Here is a 25,169-nt window from a genome sequence, read left to right as displayed (position 1 = left end):
CAATGGATATTTTAAATGTTATAACCGGCACAGCCGGTTTTTTTGTGCAGGCAGTGCCCGATTCGTTCAAGGACACTTTTAATTTTCTTCAGGGCAACGGCGTGTATGAAGAGGGGATGATGCATTTTCTGCATGAGATGAAAAGTACGATCTGGACTCATTATGATGCCTTTATTGCAGATGCGCAGGCACTGGCGGCAATTTTTATGCTCATCTTTTTTGCTATCAAAAGCTATGAAATGATCTCCGGGGATAAACAGCTTGAAATTATGCCGCTGCTCCGTCCTTTCGGTCTGACCATGGTGATTCTATGGTGGAGCATCTTTACCCGGGTCCTTGCGTATCCAACCGATGTTGTAGAACAGAAGACCTCAGCAATGTTCGATGGCAGCCAGGCAGAGATCAATGATCTCAGGCTACAGCGGGCGAAGCTCATGGTAGAGGTTTCTGATCAGCTCTATAAAATTCAGGCCGAGACGCAGACAGCAAAAACAGAAGCGGATACCTGGTATGAAAATGCATGGGAATCTGTTAAGTCTTCGGTAAAGGAAGGGTTTTCCGAAGTCTGGAACCCGATAGTGGAAATGAGAAACCGGCTGGAGGTTGGTCTGCAACTTTTGGCTACCTCTCTTTTGGAAACACTCGCTATATGGATACTCAGGGTCTGCACCTACATTATTTTTATCATTCAGATCATCTTTTCCACGATACTGATTATTTTAGGCCCCTTTTCAGTAGCCGTCTCTATTCTGCCAGCTTTCAGGGATTCCTTTTCGACATGGGTCGCCAGGTTCATTTCCGTAAACCTTTATTCAGGGATTGCATATCTGGTGATGTATGTAGCGTCCCTTTTCCAGCATTATGCACTTGAGGCGGAAATTACCCGTTATCAGGAGCTTGTTGGGACTGGCGGGGCAAGCCTTGAAAAGCTCGGCTGGTTTGCCAGCAATGGAGTTCTCTCCTTTGGAATGGTAATCGTAACCTTTATCATCGGTGCACTAACCATGCTTACCGTGCCGAGCATTTCAACATGGATAGTATCCACATCGGGTGTATCTTCTGCCGCAAGTTCTATGGGAAGAGGTGCATCAAGCATGACCAGGGTTGCTGGACAGATAATGGGAGGATAGAGAGATGATGATAAAAAGTATCGAATCCAAAATCCGTCTAGCCACATTCCTTTCGCTGGGAAGTTTTTTGCTCTGTCTATCGGTAGTCGCTGTTGTTTCTTTTTTTGCCTATGGATATGTTAGGGATTCTCGTAAAAGTATTTATATTCTTGACCCCTCGGGAACACCAATCCTGGCAAAACAGACCGATGTGCAGCTAAACAGAGCAGCAGAATATCGCGCACATATTGCAAAATTCCATTCTCTTTTCTTTTCGCTGGTACCAGATGATAAGTTCATAGAATATCAGATGAAACAGGCCATGTACCTTATTGATGAAAGTGGTGCCCTTCAGTATAATAATCTGAAGGAAAAAGGTTTTTTCACCTCTATTCTCTCCTCCTCTGCTGTACTCACGCTCCGTACCGATTCTATTTTTTTAGATGAAAAAAGAATGTATTTCCGGTATTATGGTACACAGAAAATAGACAGGAGAAGTTCAAGCGTCACCCGCTCGCTTATCACGGAGGGAAGCCTGGTCGATCTTGAAACAAGATCTGACAATAATCCCCACGCGGTCTTAATTACCAGATGGAAGACATTAGAGAACAGGGATATTTCAACTATAGATAAAAATGCATTCCAATGAAAAAGACAACTGTGTTTTCAGAACTCAGAAATGAGTTCTCTGATCTGATCGAACGCCCCCTGGCCTCCATATCAGGTTTTTTCAAAAAATATCCGAAGGTTATCTTCTCATCTATGGTGCTGCTACTAGCCAGTTCCTTTCTCTTGTGCTTTACGCTGCTGAGAATGGATTCAAAAAAAGCCCCTTTAGAAAAAAAAGCACTGCTAAAAGTTGAGAGTGGGCTTAGCGAAATAGGAACAACTGTAAGTAAGCTTAAAAGAACTCTGGAAATTAGGGAAGCGCTGAAAGTTTTATTGGCCAAGGAAACGCTAAATAGCCAGGACAGCCTGCTCATGGTCAGTATGGTAGCCGAGCTTGAGCGTGCCGGCCACACGAAGAATTAATTAAATTATATGAAAAAAATAGATTTAAAAAAGCCCAGGTACGCTCTTCCCATAATCTGTCTGCCTTTTCTTTTTCTCTTCTTTTATGTCTATAAAAGCAGTTTTGGAAAAGAAGGTAAAATAGTCCTGGGAAGAGATTCGCTACAGACCAACGTGGCAAATGTTTCCGAGCAGGTGAGGAACCAGGAGCTTTCGGGAAAGCTGGATGCCTTTAGAAATAAATTCAAGCAGGCCGATGGATACACTGCTGTTGGTAGTATTGGTGAAGAAAACCAACAGCTGGCAGAGATAAGCTCATCCTACAATTTGAGGGAAAAGCATATGCTAGATTCCATTGACCAGGTAATGAAGGCAAAATATGGTCTGCCAGGCAGACCGGAAAATGTAAACCATGGATATTCTGCGGCAGGACAGAGCTTTGTAAAGTCGCGGAACCCTTCCAGAACTGAGCAGGACATCGCACTCGCCTCGGCACTGTCGAAGATAAAAATGCAGGAGAACAGGGTAACTAAGGAGGTTGATAACTCTAAAAACCCATCCGATCCCATGCAGCTTTTTCGGGCACAGATGGCTCTTGTCGACAGTATGGGGAAAGCTAATGATCCCGCTGTAAAGGAGAATATTGAAAAAGAACGGGCTCTGAAACTGGCCGAAGCAGAAGCCAAAAGCAAGAAGATCATTCCGGTCAAAAGATCGCATGGATTTTCGGCTGGCTTCAATACCATACTTTCCGGAGATGTCGAACGCCCTATTTCTGCGATCATTGATCAGGATGTTACAGGCTTTTCCGGATCGCGCCTGCGTATAAGGCTGACTGATGATATCATGGCCGGCAAGTTTATGATCCCTAAAGGCACCTACCTCTATGCAACTATTTCAGGCTTCTCTGCCCAAAGGGTTTCCTTGGTGATCTCATCGGTATTCCATGGCGGGGAAATTCTGCCGGTAAATCTTCAGGTTTATGACAACGACGGAATGGCCGGTATTTATGTTCCATCTTCCGCCTTTCGCGAATTTACCAGGGACATGAGCAGTTCAAGCACGCAAGGGATTACCATACAGCAGATGGCAGAAAACAACAATCAACTCGTTATGGGGGTGCTTTCCAAGATGTTCCAGTCTACAACAACAGCGGTAAACAAGTTGATCCGGTCCAATAAGGTCAAGGTCAGATACAATACCCAGGTTTATCTCATTGATCCCAATGAGCTTAAAAGAAAACAACAATCTTATTAGAATTTCATGAAAAAAATATTGTTCCTAGCTCAAATTTTCCTGAGCTCACTGGCCCTTTATGCGCAAGTGCCACACTCAGTTACCGTTGCCGATATTCCGGTAATCGGAATATCGGGTTCAGTTTCTATCCACTTCATCTCGCCAGAGAAAATTTCCTATGTAGACCTATCCAGCAGTTCGCTGATTGGTGACCTTCCGGAAAAGAACATTCTCAGGATCAAGGCGATTCCAGACTCTGTTGCCGCTCTTTTCTCCAGCGGCGATGCTGGCCTGGTTACCATTGTCGGAGAAACCTTTATTGCACAATACAGACTCTCCTTTTTATCGCCTGCTAGTCCCGAGCTGGTTTCCACACAAATCGATATCCTGCCAACCTATATGAGATCCATTGATATTTCGGGGATAGGATTATCAGAGAACGAAATGAAGAGCAATGCGCTTTCCCTGCTAAAGCGCAGAGGGGATTCCCGAATTAAAAAAGAATCAGCTTTCGGGATATCACTGGTGGTAAACCGGGTTTATACCCTTGGCGATTGCATCCTTCTTGACCTGAGCTTCCATAACTCGACAAATCTCACCTTTGATGTCGACGAGCTCAGGTTTAAGATAGCGGACAGAAAGATCAATAAATCTACCAATGTCCAGTCCATAGAATTAAAGCCGGTTTTTCAGCTTTATCCCTTTGAAAGATTTTCGAAATCCTATCGTAATATTTATTTCATTAAAAAAACCACCTTTCCCGGTGACAAGGAATTCAGTATTGAATTATCGGAAAAGCAGATTTCCGGAAGAAATCTTCGCGCTTCATTAAGTTACTCCGATATCCTAAACGCCGACACCTTTTAATGTTTCATTATGGAAGAAAGCAAGGAACAACAGAGCCTGCACCGCTTCCTTCAGTTTGCCATTTATCTAGCCCTTTTGCTTGATGTGCTCATGTTTGTCTATGCAACTAAGCTGTTAACTGATTTAGGTGCAGAGAAAATCGGGCTCGCCAGGTTTCTAGTGCGCATGTCACGGATTATTATTTACCAGCACCCGCTCTACAGCCGGTTTTTCTCGTTGTTGCTTATCTCGCTGGTTTCAATCGGGACACTGAGCAAAAAAGAAAAAGATCTTGATGCTAAAACAGCGATCATTTATCCGCTCGTGTTGGGATTAGTCTTAATGGCGGCCAGTATCTTTTTTTTTGGTGAAAAGGGGACTGCGGTTTTTTATCTGACCAGCTGGCAGGATATCGGGTATATCTTTTTATTGTTGATAGGTACGATCCTGGTGCACCTAGCGATGGATAATGTTTCCAAGATTATCAGCTCTTCTTTAGGTAAGGATAAGTGGAATACCGAAGAAGAATCCTTTATGCAGGCAAGAAAGCCTGTAAACGGACCATTTGCAGTTACCATCCCCTCACTTTTTTATTACCGCAAGAAAGTACATTCGGGCTTCATTAACATAGAGAACATCTTTCGCGGAACGCTTTTGATCGGGACCCCGGGCTCGGGCAAGAGTTTTGGCATTGTTATGCCCTTTATCCGGCAGCTTATCTTTAAGGAATTCTGTATCTGCTGTTATGACTTTAAGTTTCCCGACCTGGGTCAGATCGCCTATTACCATTATCTGCTGGGTAAAAAGCAGGGCAGGCTCTCAGGCTTTGATTTTCATGTCATCAACTTAACCCAGGTAGAGCGAAGCAGGAGGATAAATGTATTAAGACCAGATTACATAGTAACGCTCGCCGATGCTGGCGAAACAGCGGAAGCCCTGGTTGAAGCCTTGAAAAAAGGGGATAAATCCGGTGGTAGCGATCAGTTCTTTACCCAGAGTGCGGTAAATTTTCTTTCTTCCTGCATTTATTTCTTTTCTCAGTACCAGGGAGGGAAGTATTCTACTTTTCCGCACGTACTTTCATTTTTGAACTGCAGTTATGAGCAGATTTTTTCGGTGCTATTTTCCAATCCTGAGCTTGGGAGCTTACTTTCTCCATTTGCCACTGCATGGCAGGCTAAAGCTTTCAACCAGCTAGAGGGGCAGATAGGAACGCTAAAGGTATTCATCTCCCGCTTAGCTACTAAAGAGACGTTCTGGGTTTTTTCCGCGGATGATTTCAACTTAAAGATTTCATCCCGGGCGGAGCCCTCTATATTAGTCCTTGCCAATGACCCCAATACACAGAATATCAATTCCGCCTGCTATTCTGTGGTGCTCAACAGGCTGACCAGGCTTATCAACTCTAAAGGAAACCGGCCCTCGGCCTTGATTATCGATGAGCTGCCAACCTTATTTGTGCACCGCATTGAAAATCTAATTGCCACTGCCAGATCAAATAAGGTAGCGGTTCTCATGGGACTCCAGGAGCTTCCACAGTTTCAGCAGCAATATGGAAAGGATACCGCAACCACCATTACCTCGGTAGTAGGGAATGTACTTTCTGGCTCGGTAAGGAACAAGGAAACGCTCGAATGGCTGGAGCGGCTTTTTGGGAAAGTTAAGCAACAGTCAGAGAGCTTGTCCATTGATAGAACCAAGACATCGGTGTCGCTCTCGGAAAAACTAGAATCGCTGATTCCTGCAGGTAAGATCGCATCATTGAAGGCCGGAGAGCTCGTTGGTATGCTTGCAGCGGATGCGGTAGAAGAATATACCGGAAAATTTGATACCTCGGCGATCAACTGCAGGGTGAATCTTGATATGGAGGCATTAGCTACAGAGGAAAAAGCTTACCCTGATATGCCGTTGTATTATGATTTCGCAGGAAAAAAGGATGAGATTCTCCGTAAAAACTTCATGCGCATAAATGATGAAATACAGGTATTGGTTAAAAAATTCAGAACCGAGGCTGCCGTCCCAAAAAATGGGGAAAGTCCCAAAGCCTCCATGGCAGGCGGAATGAAGAGATAAACAAACTATTTTTTTTCAATCTTAAAATCAATTTTTATGGAAGAATTAACCGGCCGGCTTGTGGTGGTACATCCCCAGCTGACAACAGATCCTGTTTCCAGACAGGGTCAGATAGGTGTAATTGCAATAGCGGATCTTCAAAAAGATAACATTAGCGTCGGCTTTGGTAGTGGTCCACTTGGCAGGTATTCCTCAGATGCCCTCCTTGTGCTAAAGGATAAAAGGGAGCTTTATCAGGATATTATGACCGGGGTAAAGGATATGGATGCCGGTACTTTTAAAGACCTGCTCGATATTAATATGAAACAGGAGTATTCAGATTATGGTCACATCTCTGCTGCGATGAAGATTGCTGTCGAAAATCCAGAGGTGATGAAAAGGAGCATGATTTCCCTGGAGGACTATATTTCACGAAATCACAATATAAATGTCAGCGAAGCGGTTTCTTTTGAGCGTTAGGCTTTTGGCAGGCGTACTTCTCATTTTTGTTTGCTCTTCTCTATCCTGCTACTCCCAAATCTCCTTGCCTTTGAATTCAATAAAGGTAAATAGCGCTTTTGGTAAAAGGATACATCCTATTACCCATTTTGCGGATTTCCATCGTGGCATTGATCTTCACGCAAGAAATGAGCCTGTATTTTCTTTTCTTACCGGAAAGGTATCCGGCGTAGGCTTTAATCCAATTCTGGGAAAATTTATAAGGATTGATCATTCAGGCCTTGAAAGCATATATGGCCACCTCTCCATTATTCTGGTTCGAAAGGGCGAGGAAGTCCGTTCTGGGGAAGTTATAGCGGTTACGGGATCTACCGGTAGGGTGACTGGCGAACACCTGCACTTTAGTTTGCGCATCGGGGGAGTCTACATCGATCCTGTAAACTTTATTCTTCGCTACTATAAAGTAGCCAAAATTAATCAAATAAATTTTATGGAAAATTCAGCCTATTTGACCCTAAGGCAAAAACTGGAACTACTCGCCATGGTAGAGGAAGTGGAACTGAATCAGGACGAGGCCTGGGTTTACGGAATTGGTTTTGCGGATACGGAGGAAGAGCAAGATGGATAAAAAAGATGTTCATAAACCCCTGCACGTTCAGGTTGCCGAGAAAGTAATTGAGGCACTCCGCGCCGGAACCGCACCCTGGCAGATTCCATGGGATTCAGCGGGCATGCCTCTTCTAATGCCTTACAATTTTCAGAGCGGCAATAGATATAAGGGAATCAATGCCCTATCACTTTTGATGGCAGGTAGGGAAGATCCAAGATGGATGACCTACAGGCAGGCAGAGGAAAGCGGAATGCAGGTGAGAAAGGGAGAGAAATCCATGCTCATCCAGTTCGTTAAAACAAGTGATGAGCGAACCAGGCGCGACGCTTCAGGAAAGGTTATGCATGATGAGCTCGGAAAGCCCATAAAGGAAACAAGGGAACTTCCCCATGCCATTGTTCGCAATGCTTACGTGTTTAATGCCGCGCAGATCGAGGGCATGCCCAAACTGGAAAGAGAAAAGCCAGGCACCAAGTGGGCACCGGTTGAGCGGGCAGAGAATCTCATTGCCTCCTCAGGCGCAGTAATTTTTCACCAATATTCCGCAAATGCCTTTTATGACCCAAAAAGGGATGCTATTACGCTTCCCTACAAGGACTGGTTTTCTGAAAGCCACAAATATTATGCTACACTGCTCCACGAACTGGGACACTGGACGGGGCATCCAGACCGGTTGAACCGAGACATGGGTAAAGGCTTTGGGGATGCGAGCTATGCCAGGGAGGAGCTCAGGGCAGAAATCGCTTCGATGCTTATTGGACAGGAACTTGGTATAGGCCATGACCCGGGACAGCATTATGCCTATGTGGAAAGCTGGATATCGATTCTGGAGAACAATCCTTTTGAGATCTTTTCTGCTTCCATGGATGCCGAGCGTATTCTTGGCTATATCATGGATATAGAAAGAAAGCAGGAGATTACCAATGAAAAGGTTTCCCTGAATGCGATGCAGCCTGCTCCCGGAAAAGCTTCTGGGTATCTCACCACGGGAGATAAGATTCCATATAACGGATCGGTCTATGAGGTTCTAGGCCATTTAAAACAGGGAAGGCTGAAGATGCATGAAAGCCTGAACGGCAATGCATTTACATTGGGCCGGGAAGATAGACTCTACGCAGCGCTTTTATATCTCAAACGCGAAATGGGTGCTGAGTTTCAAAATGATAAGCACACTAACCAGATTGGCGAAGCTGTGAACCAATCACATCTTGATTTAAACAGATAAAACGAATTTATGAAAAATATAATTATCGAGGAGGCCCTGCCCGTTGCAGAGCTATCCAGGCTAGGGCTATACGACGGGACCAGGTACTTATTGGACGACACAGACATTGCTGCACTTCTTTCGGGCAGGAGAACTTCTTTAGTGAACCTAAAGAATCTGGTCAGCGAGGCTTTTGCTATTGATAGCCTGGATGCTAAGCTATCCTTAAACCTGGATGAAGATAGTCTCCACGAGATAAAATTGCATCCTATTTACAAGGAGCCGAAACTGTCTCCGGATTTATTGGATGTTGAAGCTGATGCGCTGGTCGCAGGAGAGGTTAAGAATATTGCAAAACCCATTAATTTTCCTGATGGCACAAATAGGACTATCGTATTTGAATATGATAGTGAAACCAGGGAGTTCATTTCCTATGATCCAAAAGGGGTAGAGGTTCCATTTCAGATCAACGGAGAGAAACTAGATGTAAAGAAAAGTAAGGATTTTGCCCTAGGACGCATTGTGCAGCTAATCGATGGGACGATGATTCAACATAGGGCCAGTGAGCCCAAGGGGATCGTAGCCAGCCGTACAGCACTTATCTTAACTTTTTTGAAAGACGGTAAAGCCGCGGGTTTTTTATTAAAAGATCTCGCTCCCATAATGGATTCAAGTATTCATCAGACTCCCTTTTCACTAGGCTTTGAATCAGCATTCCTGGAATTGAAAAAAAACGATGGCGCAATTTCAGACGAGATGTTGCAGCAGAGAGAACTCGATGAGTTCAAAAACGAGTATAGCCGCGGCTATAGTCATGGCATATCTAGATAAATATGGACAGAGAATGGGTTATGTGCGATGGTTTCGCATACCTGATTCCTTACGGGCTGCCAGAGATATGTATCCGTACCGTTTATCTTTTTTATGAAAAAAGGGATTGTCTAAAAGTTCTGTCGGATGCTACCTCAGTCAAATTTCGGGATGCCGCGCTGGCAACGTTTGGTTTTCTTGCTCTTCCGGAAGGTATAATACGCATCAGCTTGGTATTTCCCAATGCGAAATTCGTGACTGTATTCGGAGATGATCTGCCTGCAATCGTATTAACCTGTAAGATTTCGCTATGGCTGAAAGGATTTGACGCAACTTTTCTGGTTTTATCCCATCATGTGATTTTCACTTTTAAGTCATGCGAATTTTCATGTGCGGAATCACTCTTTTCACTTAATAGGTTTTGTAAGATCACCGGATTTAGGACTAATCTAAGGCCTTTGCAAATCCGGTAAAATCCATTCCCATGATTCCAGAAATTTTCAAACAGGATATAAGTCTCGATATCCGGGTATTTGGATTCGATGTCAATGTCAATTATGTGTACAACTGGCCCAGCAAAAGAAATGATGAAAAAGAGCCAACCGTTGTACACCTGGAGTTTCGCTCAGATTCCAATATTATATCCGGTACAGGCTACCGGTCACATTTTCTCTTTTCTGCTTTTTTAAAGGATTGCGGATATGCGTCCATCGAGGAACTGGCAATCTCCCTTGGCGAACACCTCGCCCGGGAAAATGGCTATAGCCCTCCCCAGCCTGAGCGACAGCTTAGCCTATTTTAATTAATTAATAATATATTCTTATGAATGAACAAAATTTGGATTATCTAAAAAAGAGCCTGGATTATCTGGGCTTTGGAACAAAACTTAACGATGTTCTTGAATCAGCAATTTCCAGGGAACTCCCTGCTTTTACCCTCGGAGTTACGCAAAGCTACACATCTGCCAACGCCAAAAAGAATCCTGCAATTGGTTCCGATCAGGTCAGGTTCATGCTGAATTTCAACCGCTCCAAGCAGAGCGATATGTATTTTCTGAACGATTATGAGGTAACTCTGAATAAGGCCGGAAGTGCCTTGCCTATCAGACAAATCTTTGATCTGGAAAGGGACAACCGGATTACGGTGCTACAGGCCTATAAACTACTCTCTGGGAACTCACTTGAACGGGATGTTTACACCAAATTGGAAAACAGTGAGGGTTCGGAAAAGAAAAAGGTTTGGTTTAAGCTCAACCTTGATGTTCAGGATGCCTACGGGAATCATCCCCTGAAAAAATTCTACCCCGAATTCAAGTTTGAGCTATCTGATGCCATAGACAAATATCCGTTCAAGGGTCTTACTGAACTTGGAAAGGATGGTATGATGAAAATGCTGAGAAGTGGCCATCTGGCACCGGCCGAGATGATGGTGGGTAAGAAAGCCGTTGCTGTAATGGTAACCGCGAATCCCCAGTTTAAGGGACTTGATGTTTATGATAAGAACATGGCCATTATCCGCCAGGATGAAATCTTTCCTAAAAAAGAAGAGCAAAAAGAAAGCACGGCCTCGGCTGAGCAAAGAACTTCCCAAAAAAGCGAAATCGATGCCAGCAATACAGAAGAGCGGTTTCCATGGGAAAACCAGCGGGATGGTGATACCTCCCAAAGCGAGGAAATAGGAAGATAATCTTTTGTAACAGCAAAGAAAAAATGAGAAAGCTTTTAGCTAAGATAGACCGCATCCGCGCAAGCGGATGGGTTACCCTTGATCTTAAGGAAGATCACCTGCTATATAACTTAAACGGCAAGCGCTTTCAGGTAGAAAGTATGGCCACGCCCGATATCAAGTGCAGGGTGTCGGTAATGATTGAGGGTGAAAAAGTTGATTTAAGCATTGACGACTTGTATTAGAATTTATGACCAAACTAAAATTAAGAACCCCCATAAGCTATTATGGGGGTAAACAAAAATTAGCCAAACGCATTGTTTCGGTAATTCCGCCACATGTGCTTTATTGTGAGCCTTTTATTGGTGGCGCGGCGGTATTCTTTGCTAAAGAACAATCAAAGGTTGAGGTAATTAATGATACCAATAAAGAACTGATGAATTTTTATAGGGTAGCGAAGGAGGATTTTACTTCACTTGAAAAGGAGATCAGGATCTCTCTTCATTCCAGGGATCTGCACAGAAAGGCTTCGGTGATCTATAACAATCCGGATATGTTTTCGGAGATAAAAAGGGCATGGGCAGTCTGGCTGACTTCATCACAGAGCTTTTCTTCGCAGCTTGACAGCAGCTGGGGATATGATAAATCAGGTAATACCACCACAAAAAAAATAAATTCCAAGAAAGAAGGATTTGTTGAGGAAATGGCTATCAGGCTCCAGAACTGCCAGATAGAATGCGCAGATGCGCTCTACATCATCGCAAGCCGCGATACCTCAGATAGTTTCTTTTACTGTGATCCGCCCTACTACAACTCTGACTGTGGTCACTATGATGGTTATTCTGAAGGGGATTTTGAAGCCCTTCTTTTTTTACTGGCCGGAATAAAAGGTAAGTTTTTGCTCTCTTCCTACCCATCTCCACTATTGGAAAAATATGCCAAAGAACATGGCTGGCATCAATGGTCGGTAAAGCAACAGGTCTCCGTTAATGCAAAGGGAGGAAAGCAGAAAAGCAAGACGGAGGTGCTAACAGCTAACTACCCGATAGACCTAAAGACGGAATTTGGAGTTTGAAAGTAAAGGAAATAAACCCAGAATTGCTGGCACTTTATCATGGTTCGCTTGGACTGGACGGTGGGAAAATAAACATCCAGTCCGGTAAAGGAGTTGGCTGGAACGCTCTCACTCTCGGAAATGCATTTTATACTTCAATAAGTGAGGACGCCGCCTGCCTTTTTAGCCATCTCGTACTCCAGAAGTCAAGATTGAAAGGTGAATCGGGGTTTGATAATCTTGGATATGCCAAAATCTATAAGATAACACTCAGCAAGGATGCCAGCATTTTGGATGCTGACAAAGCTCTGGACGCATCTCGCGTCCGGAGTATTTTGCTGTGCGCAGGAGTTTCCGAGCGATACCTAAATCACTGGCACGATGACCAGCTCTCTGATTTTTACAAGGTTGCTGATCTGCTCTGCTATGGGATGGACTGGGAAGGTAACCGTAATGAATATCTTACAAGGGTACTGGGTTACGACGGACGTTTAATTAAAGAGAGAGCCTGGGAAAACTGGGATTATTATCCATCAGGCATTGGGATTGACTGGGATAAAACAAACGACCCGAAACTTTGGCCACCAAAAACAGTCGCGATATACAATACAGATAGTGTAGCGGGATTTGAGGTAATCCGCGATGGCGTAATTGAATCTTTGGCAATAGATCATTCAGATTTGCAAAGATAAATTATTAACAGGAGACTCATGTGCTCATCTCAAAATGCGAGTACATTAATGATAGATGCACCCCAGGTTATGCCTATTTGCATCTATTTCTAACAGGAGCGTAATTAAATGTGATTATCCAATCCTGTTATTCTTCAGAATACCGTTCGAAAAATATTTGTTACTCAAAATAAACGTCATGGATATGGAGTTTGATTTAAATATAGAAACTATTGTGCGCCAGCATGATCTAACGATCGAAGAGGTGCTTTCAAAGCAAATGTTTTCACATTTTACCGAGCAGCAGGCTAAGGATGTGATCCTTACTATCAAAAAAATGTCTATAATCATTTTTAATGCAAGTGAAAAAAAGGATCAAAAAACTTGATAAATTAATTGATTATTAGTATCTTATAGTGTAATAAAAAGAAGTATTATTTATGTCAGACATCTTTTTTTTCGACTCATTTGCAAAAGGGAAACAAAATAAAAAAGTTTCCAAAAGCTTGGAATGCGTTATCTATACAAGGGTTAGTAGTAAAGAGCAGGCTGATAATTTAAGCCTGGGAACCCAATTGAAGGCATGTATGCTATACGCAGAGAAATTTGGGTTTAATATTGCCGCTCAGTTTGGGGGAACCTACGAAAGCGCTGAGAACGATGAGAGAAAGCAATTTACCGCCATGCTTTCTTTCGTGAAAAAATTCAAAGGAAAAATATCTTCTATCTTAGTGTATAGTCTGGAGAGGTTTTCAAGAAATGACAACTCAATCTGGCTTAGCGGAGAATTGAGGCGCTTAGGTATAGAAATAATTTCCGTAACACAACCTATTGATACCTCGAGTGCTTCGGGTCAGATGCAACAAAAGTTGTTGTTCCTGTTTGGCGAGTTTGACAATCAATTGAGAAAGCAAAAATGTAGTGCTGGTATAAAAGAGATGTTACTGCGTGGTGATTGGCCGACTAATCCCCCTTTAGGATTTGAGATTGACAGATCGAAGAACAAAAGGCAGATTGTTATAAATGGGAAGGGAAGGCTCATTCGTCAGGCCTTTGAATGGAAAGCTTATGAAAATGTGTCAAATGAGGTAATTCGCGATAGGCTGGCGGCTAAAGGACTAAAATTGATTCATCAGCGTATCTCAGAAATCTTTAGAAATCCATTCTATTGTGGCTTGATGGTGCACAATATGTTGGAGGGACAAGTGGTTGTGGGCAATCACGAGAAATTAATTAGCAGGGAACTTTTCTTAAAGGTTAACGGTATGCTAGATAAGATTCCCCATGGTTTTTCACTAAATGAAGAAAATGTGCACATTCCTTTGAAGCGCTTTATGGTATGTGCCGAATGCGGGAAGCCGTTGAGTGGCTACCTCGCACGCAAAAAGAATATACATTATTATAAATGCAAAACCAAAGCTTGCTGTAATAACAAAAATGCTGATTCTCTTAATTCCAGATTTGCAGACATACTTGATTTCTTTAAAATTGACATTGCCAAGGAATATATAGAACTATTGGTTGAGCAGGTTGCTGCAACATTTAACCAGTTGACTCAAAATAAGCAAGCGGATCTTTTAGAGTTGGAGAACAGCCACAGAGAAGTGAAGAAGAAGGTGGAGCGATTAGAGGAAAGATATATTGAAGAAGATATAAGTCAGGAACTTTACACAAAGTACCATGAGAAATATTCGGACGAAAAAAGAGAAATTGAGCGGAATTTGCTCATCCTGTCTAATAAAAGTTCGAACCTTTTAAAATGCGTTAGGTTGGCTATAGAATATGCCACTCAGCTACCTTTAAACTGGCTTTCTGGTGATTACCATACTAAGCAACAACTCCAAACATTACTGTTCCCTAGTGGTATGAGTTATGATAAGAAAAATGATAAAGTTCGAACCACTGAAATAAATTTAGTGTTTTTGTATATAGCTTATTTTCAGCAACTTATCAGTAAAAAGAAAAGAGGCATACCAGAATTATCTCTGGATTATGCCTCTTTTGCCGATTCGGTAGCGGGGAGCAGGATCGAACTGCCGACCTCAGGGTTATGAATCCTGCGCTCTAACCATCTGAGCTACCCCGCCGGGTAAAAATATTTGCTTATATTATCAAATATTTAGGTGGTTATTTTTTGGAGTTGCAAATATAGAATAAATTACCTTTCTTTAGAAAAATAAAATAAAAAAAGTAGTCCGGAATTTTATTCTGGTAATGAATTAACATGGCAGATAAGAAAAAATTTACGCTTGAGTACGAGGTTAAATCGTCACCACGAATATTGTATAGTTTTATAAGTGAGCCAAATGGCTTATCGCAATGGTTTGCTGATGATGTGAATTTTCGCGATCAGGTTTACACTTTTACCTGGGATGATGAAGAACAAAAAGCAAAGCTTGTTTCAATAAAAGAAAATAAACTGGTTAAGTTTAAATGGCTTGATGATGAACCGCAATGCTATTTCGAGATGGAAATTGTGCAGGATGAGCTAACCAATGATGTTGCACTGGCCATAACCGATTTCTCCACAGAAGAACTACTTGCCGAGAAAAAATTAATCTGGGATAACCAGATCGATTATCTGATAAGTGTTTTAGGTGCGTAATATTTCTATGCTTTGTTTACCTTTGTAAGGTGAAAAAGATACATCTGCTCATAATAAAAACATTCATCAGGCCATTTATTGCCACGTTTTTTGTGGTAATGTTTATCCTGTTAATGTTTTTCCTCTTTAAATACGTAGATGATTTAATTGGTAAGGGCTTCGAATGGTATACCATACTCGAATTAATGTACTATCAGTCTATGGTGCAGATATCCATGGCCTTACCGCTTTCCGTGCTGCTTTCCTCCATCATGACTTTTGGTACGCTGGGTGAAAATTATGAACTTGTGGCGATAAAATCGGCCGGTATTTCACTTCAGAAAGCCATGCAGCCTTTAGTGGTTTTAATTCTTTGTCTTACCGTTAGCTCATTTGTATTTTCCAATTACATCCTGCCCAAGGCAAATCTTAAATTTTATTCCTTAATGTATGACGTGCGAAATAAAAAACTCGCATTCTTAATTAAGCCGGGCGTTTTTAACAACAGTATTCCCGATTATTCCATTCGGGTAGATAGTAAGGATGAAGATGGTAAAATGTTTGGCATCATGATTTACGACCATAAAGGAACGAACGGGATTCCGAAAGTGATTATGGCCAAAGAGGGGGAGATGAAAAAATCTGAAGATGGCAAGTTTTTAATTTTTAACCTTAAAAATGGCGTAACCTACGAAGAACAATCGAGTAGTAGCGGCGTGTATAATCCAAGGCAAATCCTGTCGCGGAGCAGGTTTAAAGAAACCGAGCCAAAGTTCAGCATGGAATCTTTTGATATGCAAAAAACCGATCAGGGCGCTTTTGGCAATAGTACAGTAATGCTCAATTTAAAGGGAATTGTGAGGAAACGCGATTCGCTTTCCAAACAAATGGATACCCTATACCGAAATACGGGCAGAAGTTTAGGTAATAACTTTAAGCAAAATAATATCGCCATAGGGTATTCGAAGCTTAAGGTAGCACCAAAAAAAATTGATGACAATATTCTAAAGAGTATTCCAAACGGATCGAGGTTATCCAGTATTCAGAGTGCATCCAATACCATAACGGTAATTACGCAAAGTCTGGCAAACAGCGTTCCACGGGATGAGGATTTAAAAGGAGAAATTATTTTTACAAGTGTAGAATATCAGCGGAAATTTACGCTCGCGGCATCATGCGTTTTGCTTTTTTTTATCGGTGCACCGCTGGGTGCCATTATAAGAAAAGGCGGTATGGGTTTACCTGTTGTTATTGCAATTTCCTTCTTTCTGGTCTACCATATTGTAACTACGGTAGCTGAAAAATCTGCCCGGGAAGGTTCTATTAATCCTGTTTTCGGGATGTGGATTGCCTTTATCATTCTAACACCCTTAGCGGTATTCCTTACCTATAAAGCAACGGCAGATTCGGCTTTGTTCGATATCAACCAGTATAAGCAGTTTTTTGTCAAACTTTTCAAGTTGAAGCAACGTTAACCCTGGGGTTTTCCTTTACTTCTAAATGATATATCCATAAAACATATTGCTTAATAAGATTGTACCTTTGTATTAATGAATGGCTGGCAATTTGTTAAAAAACTGCTGCCATTATTGATTATTGTAATTACAAAATGCAAACAAAATTAAACACCATACAAGAGGCTATTGAGGATATCAAAGCCGGTAAAGTTATTATTGTTGTAGACGATGAAGACAGGGAGAATGAAGGCGATTTTTTAACAGCTGCTGAGAATGCAACGCCGGAAGTCATTAATTTCATGGCAACTTATGGCCGTGGCTTAATTTGTGCGCCTTTAACTGAAGAGCGCTGCGATGAGCTTAACCTGAATTTAATGGTGGGCAAAAATACAGCAGCCTATGAAACTAACTTTACGGTGTCAGTTGATTTAGTGGGGCATGGTTGTACCACAGGTATTTCTGCAAGCGACCGTTCGAAAACCATGTTGGCTTTAGTAAATCCAAATACCAATCCTGATGAATTAGGCCGCCCGGGACATATTTTTCCGTTAAGGGCAAAAGATGGCGGTGTAATCAGAAGAGCCGGACATACAGAAGCTGCTGTAGATTTAGCCAGATTAGCCGGTATGAAACCTGCGGGTTTGCTGGTTGAAATTTTGAAGGAGGACGGCGAAATGGCCCGCTTACCCGATTTGTTTAAAATTGCCGAACAACATCAGTTAAAAATTATTTCGATTGAAGATTTAATTTCCTACCGCTTAGGTATCGATAGTTTGGTTAAATCGGAAGTAACCATAGATTTACCGACGGCCTGGGGCGATTTTAAAATGACGGCCTATACGCAGCTTGATAATAACGCAACACACCTTGCCATATCTAAAGGAACATGGAAAGAGGGCGAACCCATTCTTGCCCGCGTACACAGCTCTTGCGTAACCGGCGATATCTTCGGTTCCTGCAGATGCGATTGTGGTCCTCAGTTGCATAAGGCGTTAGAAATGATTGAGAAAGAGGGTAAAGGTGTTGTGGTTTATATGAATCAGGAAGGCCGGGGAATCGGTCTCATCAATAAACTTCGCTCTTATAACTTACAGGATGCCGGTTTTGATACGGTTGAAGCCAATATTAAATTAGGCTTTAAAGGTGATGAACGTGATTATGGTGTTGGTGCGCAGATTTTAAGATCGCAGGGTGTTACTAAAATGCGCCTGATGAGCAATAACCCCACTAAACGTGCCGGTTTAATCGGGTATGGTTTAGAAATCGTAGAAAACATTCCGATTGAAATTGAAAGTAATGTTCATAACGAACGTTACCTGAAAACTAAAAGAGATAAAATGGGTCACTCCATTATGAAGGGATAGATCAGTTAGCAATGGGCAGTTTTCAATTATGTTAACTTCAAAACCTTAAACTGTTAACCGAAACTGTCCAATTAGTCGTCATTGCGAGGCGGCTTTTTCAGCCAACGAAGCAATCTTTTTTGCATGACAGATTGCTTTGTCACCCTCCTCGCATCCGATAGCTACAGGATTACTATTTGGCGATTACATGAAGCGAACTGCTGACCGAAAACCATTCAGCTCGCCGTCATTCCGACCGTAGCGTAAGAATCTTTTTCGTAAGATACTTTATGGGTTAGATTGCTTCGTCATTCCTTCTCGTATCCGATAGTTATAGAAATGACTACTTGGCGATTGCATGAAGCAAACTGCTAACAGAAAACCAATCAGCTCGTCGTCATTCCGACCGTAGCGGAAGAATCTTTTTCGTAAGATACTTTATGGGGTAGATTGCTTCGTCATTCCTTCTCGTATCCGATAGTTATAGAAATGACTACGTGGCGATTGCATGAAGCAACTGCTAACAGAAAGCCAATCAGCTCGTCGTCATTCCGACCGTAGCGGAGGAATCTTTTTCGTAAGATACTTTATAGGATAGATTGCTTCGTCGTTCCTCCTCGTATCAGATAGTTATAGAATGACGAATTGAACTGAAAACTACCTCTTAGGGTTATTCTTTCTGTCGTTGATAATCGCTTCTTTACTTATCGATTTGTTTGTTTTAACGGGTTGTTCCGCTTGTTTCTTCCTCAGATTTCTTCTGTAAGCCCCGGTAAGTTTCTGTAAAAATTCTTTAAACGTATCGAACTGCTGGGTATAAACCAGCCCGATAGAAGTAACATTGGCTGTTGCGCTTATACCACTGTTTAGAAAGATGCTTTGTTGAGTAGGTGGTTTATTGGCTAATTTCCCGGTTAAACTTCCGTCTTTTCTGATTAGAAATAAGGCCTCAACCTCACTGCCGACATTATTTTTAGAAAAATCGATTACGGTAAAATCATTTACACTATTTCTGTCGACAATACCCGCATTTATAATTAAACGGTCGTTAAAGAACTTAAATGAGGCATTGGCTTCACTTAGAGATTTCACGTTTAAATCTACAAAGTTGAGGTTTAAGGAGGAAAGTACATTGTTAAACTGATTGAATACCAGCTCTGTAGCTGTACTTGATACGCTCGAACCCAATTGTTTACCGATTGATTCACCACCGTTACCAGGTGCAAAACTTCTTCTTATAATTAAGCTGAATGCCTGTAAATTCCGGTTACTTTCATCACTAAAATACGTTTGCAATTCTTCTTTAATGGCCGGGTTAGACGGGAAATTAATGTCTAATTTAATATCCGGTTGTAATAGCAAACCTGTTAAACCCATTTCTACCTCAGTGTTTACCCTTTGATTCGCATTAGCACTCGCATCGCGGTTAGCGGCTTTAAATAATTCATTTAAACTGGCTCTCAATGCATAAACGGCTTTTAAGTTTATTTGAGCAGCAGTTGGATTACCAGTCCACCTGATGGTTCCACCTTGCCTTATCTCGAATTTTTTATTGATAACTTCCTGTGCAGTAAAATCAAAGCTACCGCTCTCGATAATATAATCGCCAGACATTTCAAAATCGCCTAAACTGTTAATATTCAGGTTTAATTCTGCATTACCTTTTCCGCTTAAATTACCAAGTGTGGTATAAATATTTGCCGTGGTATTTGGATCTATGGTTAATTTAAAGGTTAAGGTCAAGCCTTCGAAGTTTGTTGTTTTCTTTACAACCTTTGCCGAATCTCTACTTATAAAATTGATAAAATCTTTATCCGATACCGTTTCAGAACTATTCAGAGGCAGGTTAAATACTGTTCCTTTTTCCGTTTTTGCCTTAATATCAATCTTCATTTTACTGGTTGGGCCGGTAAAATTGAAAACACCAGTACCATAAGCTTTTCCGAAATAAACGGAATTATCTTTCGATGTGGTGTTAAGTGCCATGAAATTCTGGGCATTTAACTTTACTTTCAGCGTAGGGTCGTTAATATCATTTAAATCTACCGAACCATTCGCGGTTGCTTCATGACCTTCAAGATCTGAAAGTTTAAAATTATCCAGGTTAATCACACTATTTTCTACCTGAACTTCGTCACTGATGGTATAGGTTGTTTTAAGGTAATTAACCATAAGCTGTCCCTTATCAAAAGACAACGTTCCATTAATCTTTGGATTATCCAACTTTCCTTTTACCGTTAAATCTGAAGAAATATTTCCTTTTAAATTAGATACCAATGTTTTAACAAAAGGTTCAAAAATGGTTAATTTACTTTCATCCATTTTAACTTTTAAATCGATGTCTTTTTCTTTGAGGTCTAAATTCCCCGATAATTTAAAGGTTTCCGTATCATCAGCCATAATTCTGGTGTAAACATTAATATTGTTTTTATCGCTGTTGAAAGAAGAAGTGTCTGTTAGTGTGCCGATGTAGATATCATTAAAATTTAAAGAGTCAATCTTAACATCGTCTGTAATTCTCGGCCCTTTTAAAATGCCATATAAATCTGTTTTACCATTAACAAGACCACCCAGTTTAACGCCAAACCCTTTAGTAAAAGGATTAATTGTTTTAAGGTTGAAATCTTTAAAACCAACCTGAAGTAAATCTTTGGGATCATCGGATATTAAACCATCTACCGTAATCTGTTGATTCCCGTTAGTTAAATCGAAGTTCTTTATTTCTGTTTTACCATTGTTTAAAACGATACGGACCTTTTCCTGGATGCGCCATTCTTCATTGTTAATCTTTAAAATCGATGGTAAAACACTCAGTCTGGCCGCGGTATCCTGATTCTTGGTAAATTCAACCAATCCGTTTAAATCCAGTTGATTGTCTTCCATTGCGCTCGACATCTTTACGTTGAACGCCAGGCTATCATTCCTTAAAATATTTGAAATGTTCACATCCTTGATAAATAAGCTATCATTTATCTGAACCCGGTCTGATGTGATGTTGAGTTGTAATTGCTGCGGTGTTGTGTTTTCATCAACAATGATATTGTTTACGACAATGCCTTGATATTTTAAGTTTTTGACAAAACCATTAAGCGTTGCGGTATTGTTTCGTGAATCGAAATTGCCTATAAAGTTTGCACCTTCAGCCAGTTCTAATCCGGGAGAAATCAGCTGTGCCAATGCTTCGAATTTCTTAATCTTTAAAGTGAACTGAAAAATCTGTTCGTTATATTTAATAATCTTCGTCTGGAAAGATGGAACATAGGTTTTAGCAATGGCTTTATAATAGGAGCCGATGGAATTCAGATCGTACTCACCGTTAACACTTGCATCAAGGATATCAGATTTAATGGTCAGGTTTCTTGCCACACCGGTTCCATTTGCTGTAAGTTCTACCGAATCAATGCTGTAAGTTCCTTTTGGATTTTTTAAAGTAATTTCCTGTATGCGTAGCTTTCCTTCAATATTATTCAGGTTTGTGCCGGAGAAGTTTGTTGTAAATTTAGCATCAACCCTTAAGGAATCTTTGAGCAGGTGTAATGCCTTCAGTTTTGCGCCTGATATCGTTGCATTAAAATTAAATACCGGTAGTTTTGGATTTAAGTTTACCCCTCCATCAAAAATAAGCTTAATGTTTTTGTCATTGATGCTTAGTTTGCCATCAAAATATTTTTTATCGAAAGTTCCGTCTACCTTAACATTCCGGTACCTGTAGTTGTTAAAATCGATGTATTCAATGTTGCCGTTTAATTTTTCTGTTAAGTGCTGAAGTTCTGTTCCTCTGCCTTTAACATATAGGGATGAAGTGATTTTGCCTAAACTTTTTTCGTTAAGGAGGTTGCCTATATTGAAATCATACGTTTTAACATTGCCCGAGTAAGATGGAACATCGTTTTTGTCGATTTTCATGTTAACATCAGAAACAATTCTACCGATTTTGGTTTTAAATTCCCCGTAAGCAATAAAATCATTTTGAAAACCTGTAAAGCTTCCGTTGAAGTTTATGTTTCCAAATTTATTTACAATTGAAGGAACCAGTTTTTTATTTTTACCCGTAATCCCGGCAAGCACTTCATCTAAATCTGTTTTATTTGTTCCTGCCAGCTCAATGTTCAAATCCATAAAAGTTTCATCCCAATTGGGTAAACCTTTAATAATGAAATCACCTTTTATATAAGTAGCTTTTCCTGATTTAATAGAAAGTTTTTTGGCTTTAAGGTTGTTTACCAGGCCTGTAATCTGGCCATCAACATCTACATCAAGTTTCATCCTGTTCATTTCAGGCGCAAAAAATGCAACATCTTTCGAAGTGATGTGGCTGTCTTTGAAAACCGCTTTCATCCGCACATTATCAATGTAATGGTTAAAATCTCTGAAGGTTTTAAACTTCATTTGAAAGTAATTCGTTAACCGGCTTTGATTGGTTACCAATAATAAGTCTTTGAGTTCTATTGCATTCGAGTCTACAGTGGTTTGAGCCGAAAGGTTTTTTAAATAAAAGCCGCTTTTTTCTTTTAAGGTGAGGTTTTTAATATTGGTTTTTAAAAGATGGTTTTTAATGTCAAAACCTTCTAAAATAACACTTAATTCTTTTACATCTACGTTATCGAAATTTACGCTTTTACCTTGCGTTAAATCTTTTGCCTTAAAGTTTTTGTATTTAAAATTAAGCTTGTTGATAATGGCTCTTCTTAAGTCTATCTTGTAAGGCTTTTTATTTGGATCTTTTACACTCGGCTTACCGGAATTGAAATAATTAATAATGAAATCGAGATTAGAAGAATTATCTTTGAAGTCTTTCAGGAAGAAAGTTCCGTTGTTTATTTGTACCGTATTGATATCGATTATCTTTTTTTCAATAGATAACTGATTGATATCGACCATAAATGAAGGTGTACTTAAAAGGGTATCTTTTTGGAGATCCAAAACGAGTAAATCTTCGAGTACAACAGATTTAAAGGGCTTTATATATAAGCTCTTAATGGAAACAGTAGTTTTAAGTTCCTTTGATAAATAGGCCGCTGCTTTTTGAGCAAAATAGGTTTGAACCGATTTAAATTGCAAAGAAAAAATAAGAAGCGCCAGCAGCAAAATTATTGATGCGATTACCCAAAGGAGTATTTTAAATAGTTTTTTAATAATTTTGCAGCTTAAATAAAAATAATTTGTCTGTTATACTTGCTATCGAGTCTTCTTGCGATGATACTTCAGTCGCTATCTGTAACAACGGCAAAATTACGGCCAATGTTATTGCAAACCAAACAATTCATGAAAATTATGGTGGTGTAATCCCTGAATTAGCTTCAAGGGTACATCAACAAAATATTGTGCCTGCAGTTGAGCAGGCTTTAAAAAATGCAAATGTTTCAAAACAGGACATCAGTGCTGTTGCTTTCACTCGCGGACCCGGCTTATTGGGTTCATTGTTGGTTGGTGTTTCTTTTGCAAAATCTTTCGCATTGGCATTAAATATACCTTTAATTTCTGTCAATCATATGCATGCCCACATATTGGCACATTTTATTGATGAACCAAAACCGAATTTTCCGTTTTTATGTTTAACCGTTTCTGGCGGACATACACAAATTGTGCTGGTTAAGGATTATTTTGACATGGAAATCGTTGGTGAAACACTGGATGATGCGGCAGGTGAAGCTTTTGATAAGACCGCAAAAATTTTGCAATTGCCTTATCCCGGCGGACCATTAATTGACAAGCATGCGCAGTCAGGTAATCCACATGCCTTTAAATTTGCTGAGCCGAAAATAGATGATTTGAATTTCAGTTTCAGTGGATTTAAAACATCCATCTTATATTTTATCAGGAAGCAGGAAAAAGAAAACCCTGATTTTATTGCCGAAAATTTAAATGATATTTGTGCCTCAGTTCAGTACAGCATCATTCAGATTTTATTAAACAAATTGAAGAAAGCAGCAAAGCAATATGGAATAAAAGAAATAGCAATTGCCGGAGGGGTATCTGCTAATTCTGGCTTAAGAAATACCTTACAGGAAACTGCTGTTGAGTTAGGCTGGAACGTTTATATTCCGGCTTTTCAGTATTGTACAGATAATGCAGGTATGATCGCCATAGCTGGTTACCAGAAATATTTAAAGCAGGATTTTGCAGGTCAGGACGTTTCGCCAATGGCGAGAATGGCGTTTTAAATAAGGTTGGTTAGCTGTTTAAATTGCTTAATTGTTGAAATGGTTAACTGCCAGCTGAAAATTTGGTTAACTGGTAACTTATAATTGAGAACAGTAAACTGGTTAATTGTTTTATCGCTGAATTGTGGAACTCAAAATTGAGCTGCCAACTAAAAATTGAAAGCTGGTTATTGTTTATTGCTAAATTATTTATTGTTGGTTTGAAATTACCAGCTAAAATTGAATTATATGACAGGAGCATCATTAGTATTTTGGATTGTTTGTGCGATTCCGTTAATCGGTATTTTATATTACCTGATTAGAAAAGATAAAAATAAAATGAAGGGTTGCTGGGGCGTTATAATTTTAGGTGTTTTGTTAATTGCTGCAATACTGGTTATTGTTTATGTAACCAAAGATTTCAATGCAATTTTTAGTCAGGACGGGAATTGATTTTAAAGCCTGTTTATACTAAACTTAATATCATAGTTGACAATTTTGATATTCCCATTTTCCATATAGAAAGTTAGCGTTTCAATCGTTTTATTTATTTTTCTTTCAACATCGAACGTTAAAGTATATACATTTTTGCTTTCGTCATTACTTACTGTAATCGTATGCCAGTGAGCCAAATTAGTATTAGTTACAATACCTTGTTCGTTCGAGATTTTATTGTAATTTTTAAGTAGTGCTTCTTCGCTGATGAACTGAAAGAATTTTGGGCTAAAAAGATTAAAGGTATTTGCATATTCTTGTTTTTTTAATGCCTCATAGAATTTAGTTGCTATACTTTCAGCTTGATTTTTATCTTTAATATTGTCAGTGTATATTGTAGTTGTTTTAGTTGTGCATGAAACAAGTACAGATGTCAGGAAAAACAGCAATAGATAATATTTCGACAGAATGATTTTCATG

General features: G+C 40.3%; 24 protein-coding genes and 1 tRNA gene. 22 read left to right on the top strand and 3 right to left on the bottom strand.

All coding sequences use genetic code 11. The features are described from left to right. Positions 1-2 precede the first annotated feature (2 nt). The 17 genes from O0931_RS15305 to O0931_RS20175 all read left to right on the top strand — a co-directional run bounded on the left by O0931_RS15305 (position 3) and on the right by O0931_RS20175 (position 14,781). Positions 3-1,130 (top strand): TraJ family protein, encoded by a 1,128-nt coding sequence (locus tag O0931_RS15305; RefSeq protein WP_056095048.1) that lies wholly within the window; start codon positions 3-5, stop codon positions 1,128-1,130. Positions 1,131-1,134: 4 nt separating this feature from the next. Then, positions 1,135-1,758, top strand: coding sequence for a conjugative transposon protein TraK (gene traK, locus O0931_RS15300; protein WP_056095045.1), 624 nt, complete (start codon positions 1,135-1,137; stop codon positions 1,756-1,758). Then, a complete protein-coding gene (locus O0931_RS15295) occupies positions 1,755-2,141 on the top strand; it encodes a hypothetical protein (RefSeq protein ID WP_269416449.1) in 387 nt (128 codons plus the stop codon). The genes traK and O0931_RS15295 overlap by 4 nt, the downstream gene beginning before the upstream one ends. A 9-nt stretch (positions 2,142-2,150) precedes the next feature. Then, positions 2,151-3,377 carry a conjugative transposon protein TraM gene (gene traM / locus O0931_RS15290; RefSeq protein WP_056095039.1) on the top strand — a complete coding sequence of 409 codons (1,227 nt, stop codon included), beginning with the start codon at positions 2,151-2,153 and terminating at the stop codon, positions 3,375-3,377. Positions 3,378-3,383: 6 nt separating this feature from the next. Continuing rightward, positions 3,384-4,223: a DUF4138 domain-containing protein gene (locus tag O0931_RS15285; protein ID WP_269416448.1), complete on the top strand. Its 840-nt coding sequence runs from the start codon at positions 3,384-3,386 to the stop codon at positions 4,221-4,223. Between the two features lie 9 nt (positions 4,224-4,232). Then, positions 4,233-6,275 (top strand): type IV secretion system DNA-binding domain-containing protein, encoded by a 2,043-nt coding sequence (locus tag O0931_RS15280; RefSeq protein ID WP_056095033.1) that lies wholly within the window; start codon positions 4,233-4,235, stop codon positions 6,273-6,275. Between the two features lie 36 nt (positions 6,276-6,311). Then, complete coding sequence (locus tag O0931_RS15275; RefSeq protein WP_269416447.1) at positions 6,312-6,734, top strand: hypothetical protein; 423 nt, start codon at positions 6,312-6,314, stop codon at positions 6,732-6,734. Positions 6,735-6,804: 70 nt separating this feature from the next. After that, positions 6,805-7,341 (top strand): M23 family metallopeptidase, encoded by a 537-nt coding sequence (locus O0931_RS15270; protein WP_197413307.1) that lies wholly within the window; start codon positions 6,805-6,807, stop codon positions 7,339-7,341. Then, entirely contained in the window at positions 7,334-8,548 is a 1,215-nt protein-coding gene (locus O0931_RS15265) for an ArdC family protein (RefSeq protein ID WP_269416446.1), read from the top strand. Before O0931_RS15270 ends, O0931_RS15265 begins: the two co-directional genes overlap by 8 nt. A 9-nt stretch (positions 8,549-8,557) precedes the next feature. Then, entirely contained in the window at positions 8,558-9,358 is an 801-nt protein-coding gene (locus O0931_RS15260) for a DUF4099 domain-containing protein (RefSeq protein ID WP_056095020.1), read from the top strand. Between the two features lie 463 nt (positions 9,359-9,821). Then, the gene (locus O0931_RS15255; RefSeq protein WP_056095014.1) at positions 9,822-10,139 is read left to right on the top strand and encodes a hypothetical protein; all 318 of its coding nucleotides are present in this window, start codon (positions 9,822-9,824) and stop codon (positions 10,137-10,139) included. 20 nt (positions 10,140-10,159) lie between these two features. Continuing rightward, positions 10,160-11,023: a hypothetical protein gene (locus O0931_RS15250; protein WP_056095011.1), complete on the top strand. Its 864-nt coding sequence runs from the start codon at positions 10,160-10,162 to the stop codon at positions 11,021-11,023. A gap of 23 nt (positions 11,024-11,046) precedes the next feature. Continuing rightward, on the top strand, positions 11,047-11,247 hold the full coding sequence (locus O0931_RS15245) for a hypothetical protein (protein WP_056095008.1): 201 nt from the start codon (positions 11,047-11,049) through the stop codon (positions 11,245-11,247). Between the two features lie 5 nt (positions 11,248-11,252). Then, positions 11,253-12,077 carry a DNA adenine methylase gene (locus O0931_RS15240; protein ID WP_269416445.1) on the top strand — a complete coding sequence of 275 codons (825 nt, stop codon included), beginning with the start codon at positions 11,253-11,255 and terminating at the stop codon, positions 12,075-12,077. Continuing rightward, positions 12,074-12,748 carry a hypothetical protein gene (locus tag O0931_RS15235; RefSeq protein WP_269416444.1) on the top strand — a complete coding sequence of 225 codons (675 nt, stop codon included), beginning with the start codon at positions 12,074-12,076 and terminating at the stop codon, positions 12,746-12,748. Before O0931_RS15240 ends, O0931_RS15235 begins: the two co-directional genes overlap by 4 nt. A gap of 184 nt (positions 12,749-12,932) precedes the next feature. Then, positions 12,933-13,115 carry a hypothetical protein gene (locus O0931_RS15230; RefSeq protein ID WP_147273612.1) on the top strand — a complete coding sequence of 61 codons (183 nt, stop codon included), beginning with the start codon at positions 12,933-12,935 and terminating at the stop codon, positions 13,113-13,115. Between the two features lie 52 nt (positions 13,116-13,167). After that, complete coding sequence (locus tag O0931_RS20175) at positions 13,168-14,781, top strand: recombinase family protein (RefSeq protein WP_369817107.1); 1,614 nt, start codon at positions 13,168-13,170, stop codon at positions 14,779-14,781. On the opposite strand, the gene O0931_RS15225 is transcribed toward O0931_RS20175, so the two are convergent. After that, positions 14,741-14,814 (bottom strand) — tRNA-Met (locus O0931_RS15225). The genes O0931_RS20175 and O0931_RS15225 overlap by 41 nt on opposite strands. A gap of 137 nt (positions 14,815-14,951) precedes the next feature. On the opposite strand from O0931_RS15225, the gene O0931_RS15220 reads away from it, so the two are divergent. The 3 genes from O0931_RS15220 to O0931_RS15210 all read left to right on the top strand — a co-directional run bounded on the left by O0931_RS15220 (position 14,952) and on the right by O0931_RS15210 (position 18,132). Next, the gene (locus O0931_RS15220; RefSeq protein WP_269416443.1) at positions 14,952-15,332 is read left to right on the top strand and encodes an START-like domain-containing protein; all 381 of its coding nucleotides are present in this window, start codon (positions 14,952-14,954) and stop codon (positions 15,330-15,332) included. A gap of 29 nt (positions 15,333-15,361) precedes the next feature. Beyond that, positions 15,362-16,786, top strand: a complete 1,425-nt coding sequence (locus tag O0931_RS15215; protein ID WP_269416442.1) for an LptF/LptG family permease — start codon at positions 15,362-15,364, stop codon at positions 16,784-16,786. Between the two features lie 134 nt (positions 16,787-16,920). Further along, positions 16,921-18,132, top strand: coding sequence for a bifunctional 3,4-dihydroxy-2-butanone-4-phosphate synthase/GTP cyclohydrolase II (locus tag O0931_RS15210; protein WP_269416441.1), 1,212 nt, complete (start codon positions 16,921-16,923; stop codon positions 18,130-18,132). A 636-nt stretch (positions 18,133-18,768) separates the two neighbouring features. Here the strand turns inward: O0931_RS15210 and O0931_RS15205 are convergent. Beyond that, complete coding sequence (locus O0931_RS15205; RefSeq protein ID WP_269416440.1) at positions 18,769-23,172, bottom strand: translocation/assembly module TamB domain-containing protein; 4,404 nt, start codon at positions 23,170-23,172, stop codon at positions 18,769-18,771. Between the two features lie 101 nt (positions 23,173-23,273). Between O0931_RS15205 and tsaD the strand changes: the two genes are divergently transcribed. Together tsaD and O0931_RS15195 are read left to right on the top strand one after the other, a co-directional pair. Continuing rightward, a complete protein-coding gene (gene tsaD, locus O0931_RS15200) occupies positions 23,274-24,275 on the top strand; it encodes a tRNA (adenosine(37)-N6)-threonylcarbamoyltransferase complex transferase subunit TsaD (RefSeq protein WP_269416439.1) in 1,002 nt (333 codons plus the stop codon). 228 nt (positions 24,276-24,503) lie between these two features. Continuing rightward, complete coding sequence (locus O0931_RS15195; protein WP_269416438.1) at positions 24,504-24,707, top strand: hypothetical protein; 204 nt, start codon at positions 24,504-24,506, stop codon at positions 24,705-24,707. A gap of 2 nt (positions 24,708-24,709) precedes the next feature. On the opposite strand, the gene O0931_RS15190 is transcribed toward O0931_RS15195, so the two are convergent. Next, a complete protein-coding gene (locus tag O0931_RS15190; RefSeq protein ID WP_269416437.1) occupies positions 24,710-25,168 on the bottom strand; it encodes a hypothetical protein in 459 nt (152 codons plus the stop codon). Between the last annotated feature and the right edge of the window lies 1 nt (position 25,169).

The sequence above is a fragment of the Pedobacter rhodius genome, from assembly GCF_027213645.1.
GTDB classification, from domain to species: domain Bacteria; phylum Bacteroidota; class Bacteroidia; order Sphingobacteriales; family Sphingobacteriaceae; genus Pedobacter; species Pedobacter rhodius.
Note: the sequence above shows the minus strand (reverse complement) of the source record. Positions and strands in the feature narration are given on the sequence as shown.

What these genes read in the sequence shown, in the direction of transcription:
- O0931_RS15305 (WP_056095048.1), top strand. Translation starts at nt 3, where the DNA reads ATGGATATTTTAAATGTTATAACCGGCACAGCCGGTTTTTTTGTGCAG.
- traK (WP_056095045.1), top strand. Translation starts at nt 1,135, where the DNA reads ATGATGATAAAAAGTATCGAATCCAAAATCCGTCTAGCCACATTCCTT.
- O0931_RS15295 (WP_269416449.1), top strand. Translation starts at nt 1,755, where the DNA reads ATGAAAAAGACAACTGTGTTTTCAGAACTCAGAAATGAGTTCTCTGAT.
- traM (WP_056095039.1), top strand. Translation starts at nt 2,151, where the DNA reads ATGAAAAAAATAGATTTAAAAAAGCCCAGGTACGCTCTTCCCATAATC.
- O0931_RS15285 (WP_269416448.1), top strand. Translation starts at nt 3,384, where the DNA reads ATGAAAAAAATATTGTTCCTAGCTCAAATTTTCCTGAGCTCACTGGCC.
- O0931_RS15280 (WP_056095033.1), top strand. Translation starts at nt 4,233, where the DNA reads ATGGAAGAAAGCAAGGAACAACAGAGCCTGCACCGCTTCCTTCAGTTT.
- O0931_RS15275 (WP_269416447.1), top strand. Translation starts at nt 6,312, where the DNA reads ATGGAAGAATTAACCGGCCGGCTTGTGGTGGTACATCCCCAGCTGACA.
- O0931_RS15265 (WP_269416446.1), top strand. Translation starts at nt 7,334, where the DNA reads ATGGATAAAAAAGATGTTCATAAACCCCTGCACGTTCAGGTTGCCGAG.
- O0931_RS15260 (WP_056095020.1), top strand. Translation starts at nt 8,558, where the DNA reads ATGAAAAATATAATTATCGAGGAGGCCCTGCCCGTTGCAGAGCTATCC.
- O0931_RS15255 (WP_056095014.1), top strand. Translation starts at nt 9,822, where the DNA reads ATGATTCCAGAAATTTTCAAACAGGATATAAGTCTCGATATCCGGGTA.
- O0931_RS15250 (WP_056095011.1), top strand. Translation starts at nt 10,160, where the DNA reads ATGAATGAACAAAATTTGGATTATCTAAAAAAGAGCCTGGATTATCTG.
- O0931_RS15245 (WP_056095008.1), top strand. Translation starts at nt 11,047, where the DNA reads ATGAGAAAGCTTTTAGCTAAGATAGACCGCATCCGCGCAAGCGGATGG.
- O0931_RS15240 (WP_269416445.1), top strand. Translation starts at nt 11,253, where the DNA reads ATGACCAAACTAAAATTAAGAACCCCCATAAGCTATTATGGGGGTAAA.
- O0931_RS15230 (WP_147273612.1), top strand. Translation starts at nt 12,933, where the DNA reads ATGGAGTTTGATTTAAATATAGAAACTATTGTGCGCCAGCATGATCTA.
- O0931_RS20175 (WP_369817107.1), top strand. Translation starts at nt 13,168, where the DNA reads ATGTCAGACATCTTTTTTTTCGACTCATTTGCAAAAGGGAAACAAAAT.
- O0931_RS15220 (WP_269416443.1), top strand. Translation starts at nt 14,952, where the DNA reads ATGGCAGATAAGAAAAAATTTACGCTTGAGTACGAGGTTAAATCGTCA.
- O0931_RS15210 (WP_269416441.1), top strand. Translation starts at nt 16,921, where the DNA reads ATGCAAACAAAATTAAACACCATACAAGAGGCTATTGAGGATATCAAA.
- O0931_RS15195 (WP_269416438.1), top strand. Translation starts at nt 24,504, where the DNA reads ATGACAGGAGCATCATTAGTATTTTGGATTGTTTGTGCGATTCCGTTA.
- O0931_RS15190 (WP_269416437.1), bottom strand. Translation starts at nt 25,168, where the DNA reads ATGAAAATCATTCTGTCGAAATATTATCTATTGCTGTTTTTCCTGACA.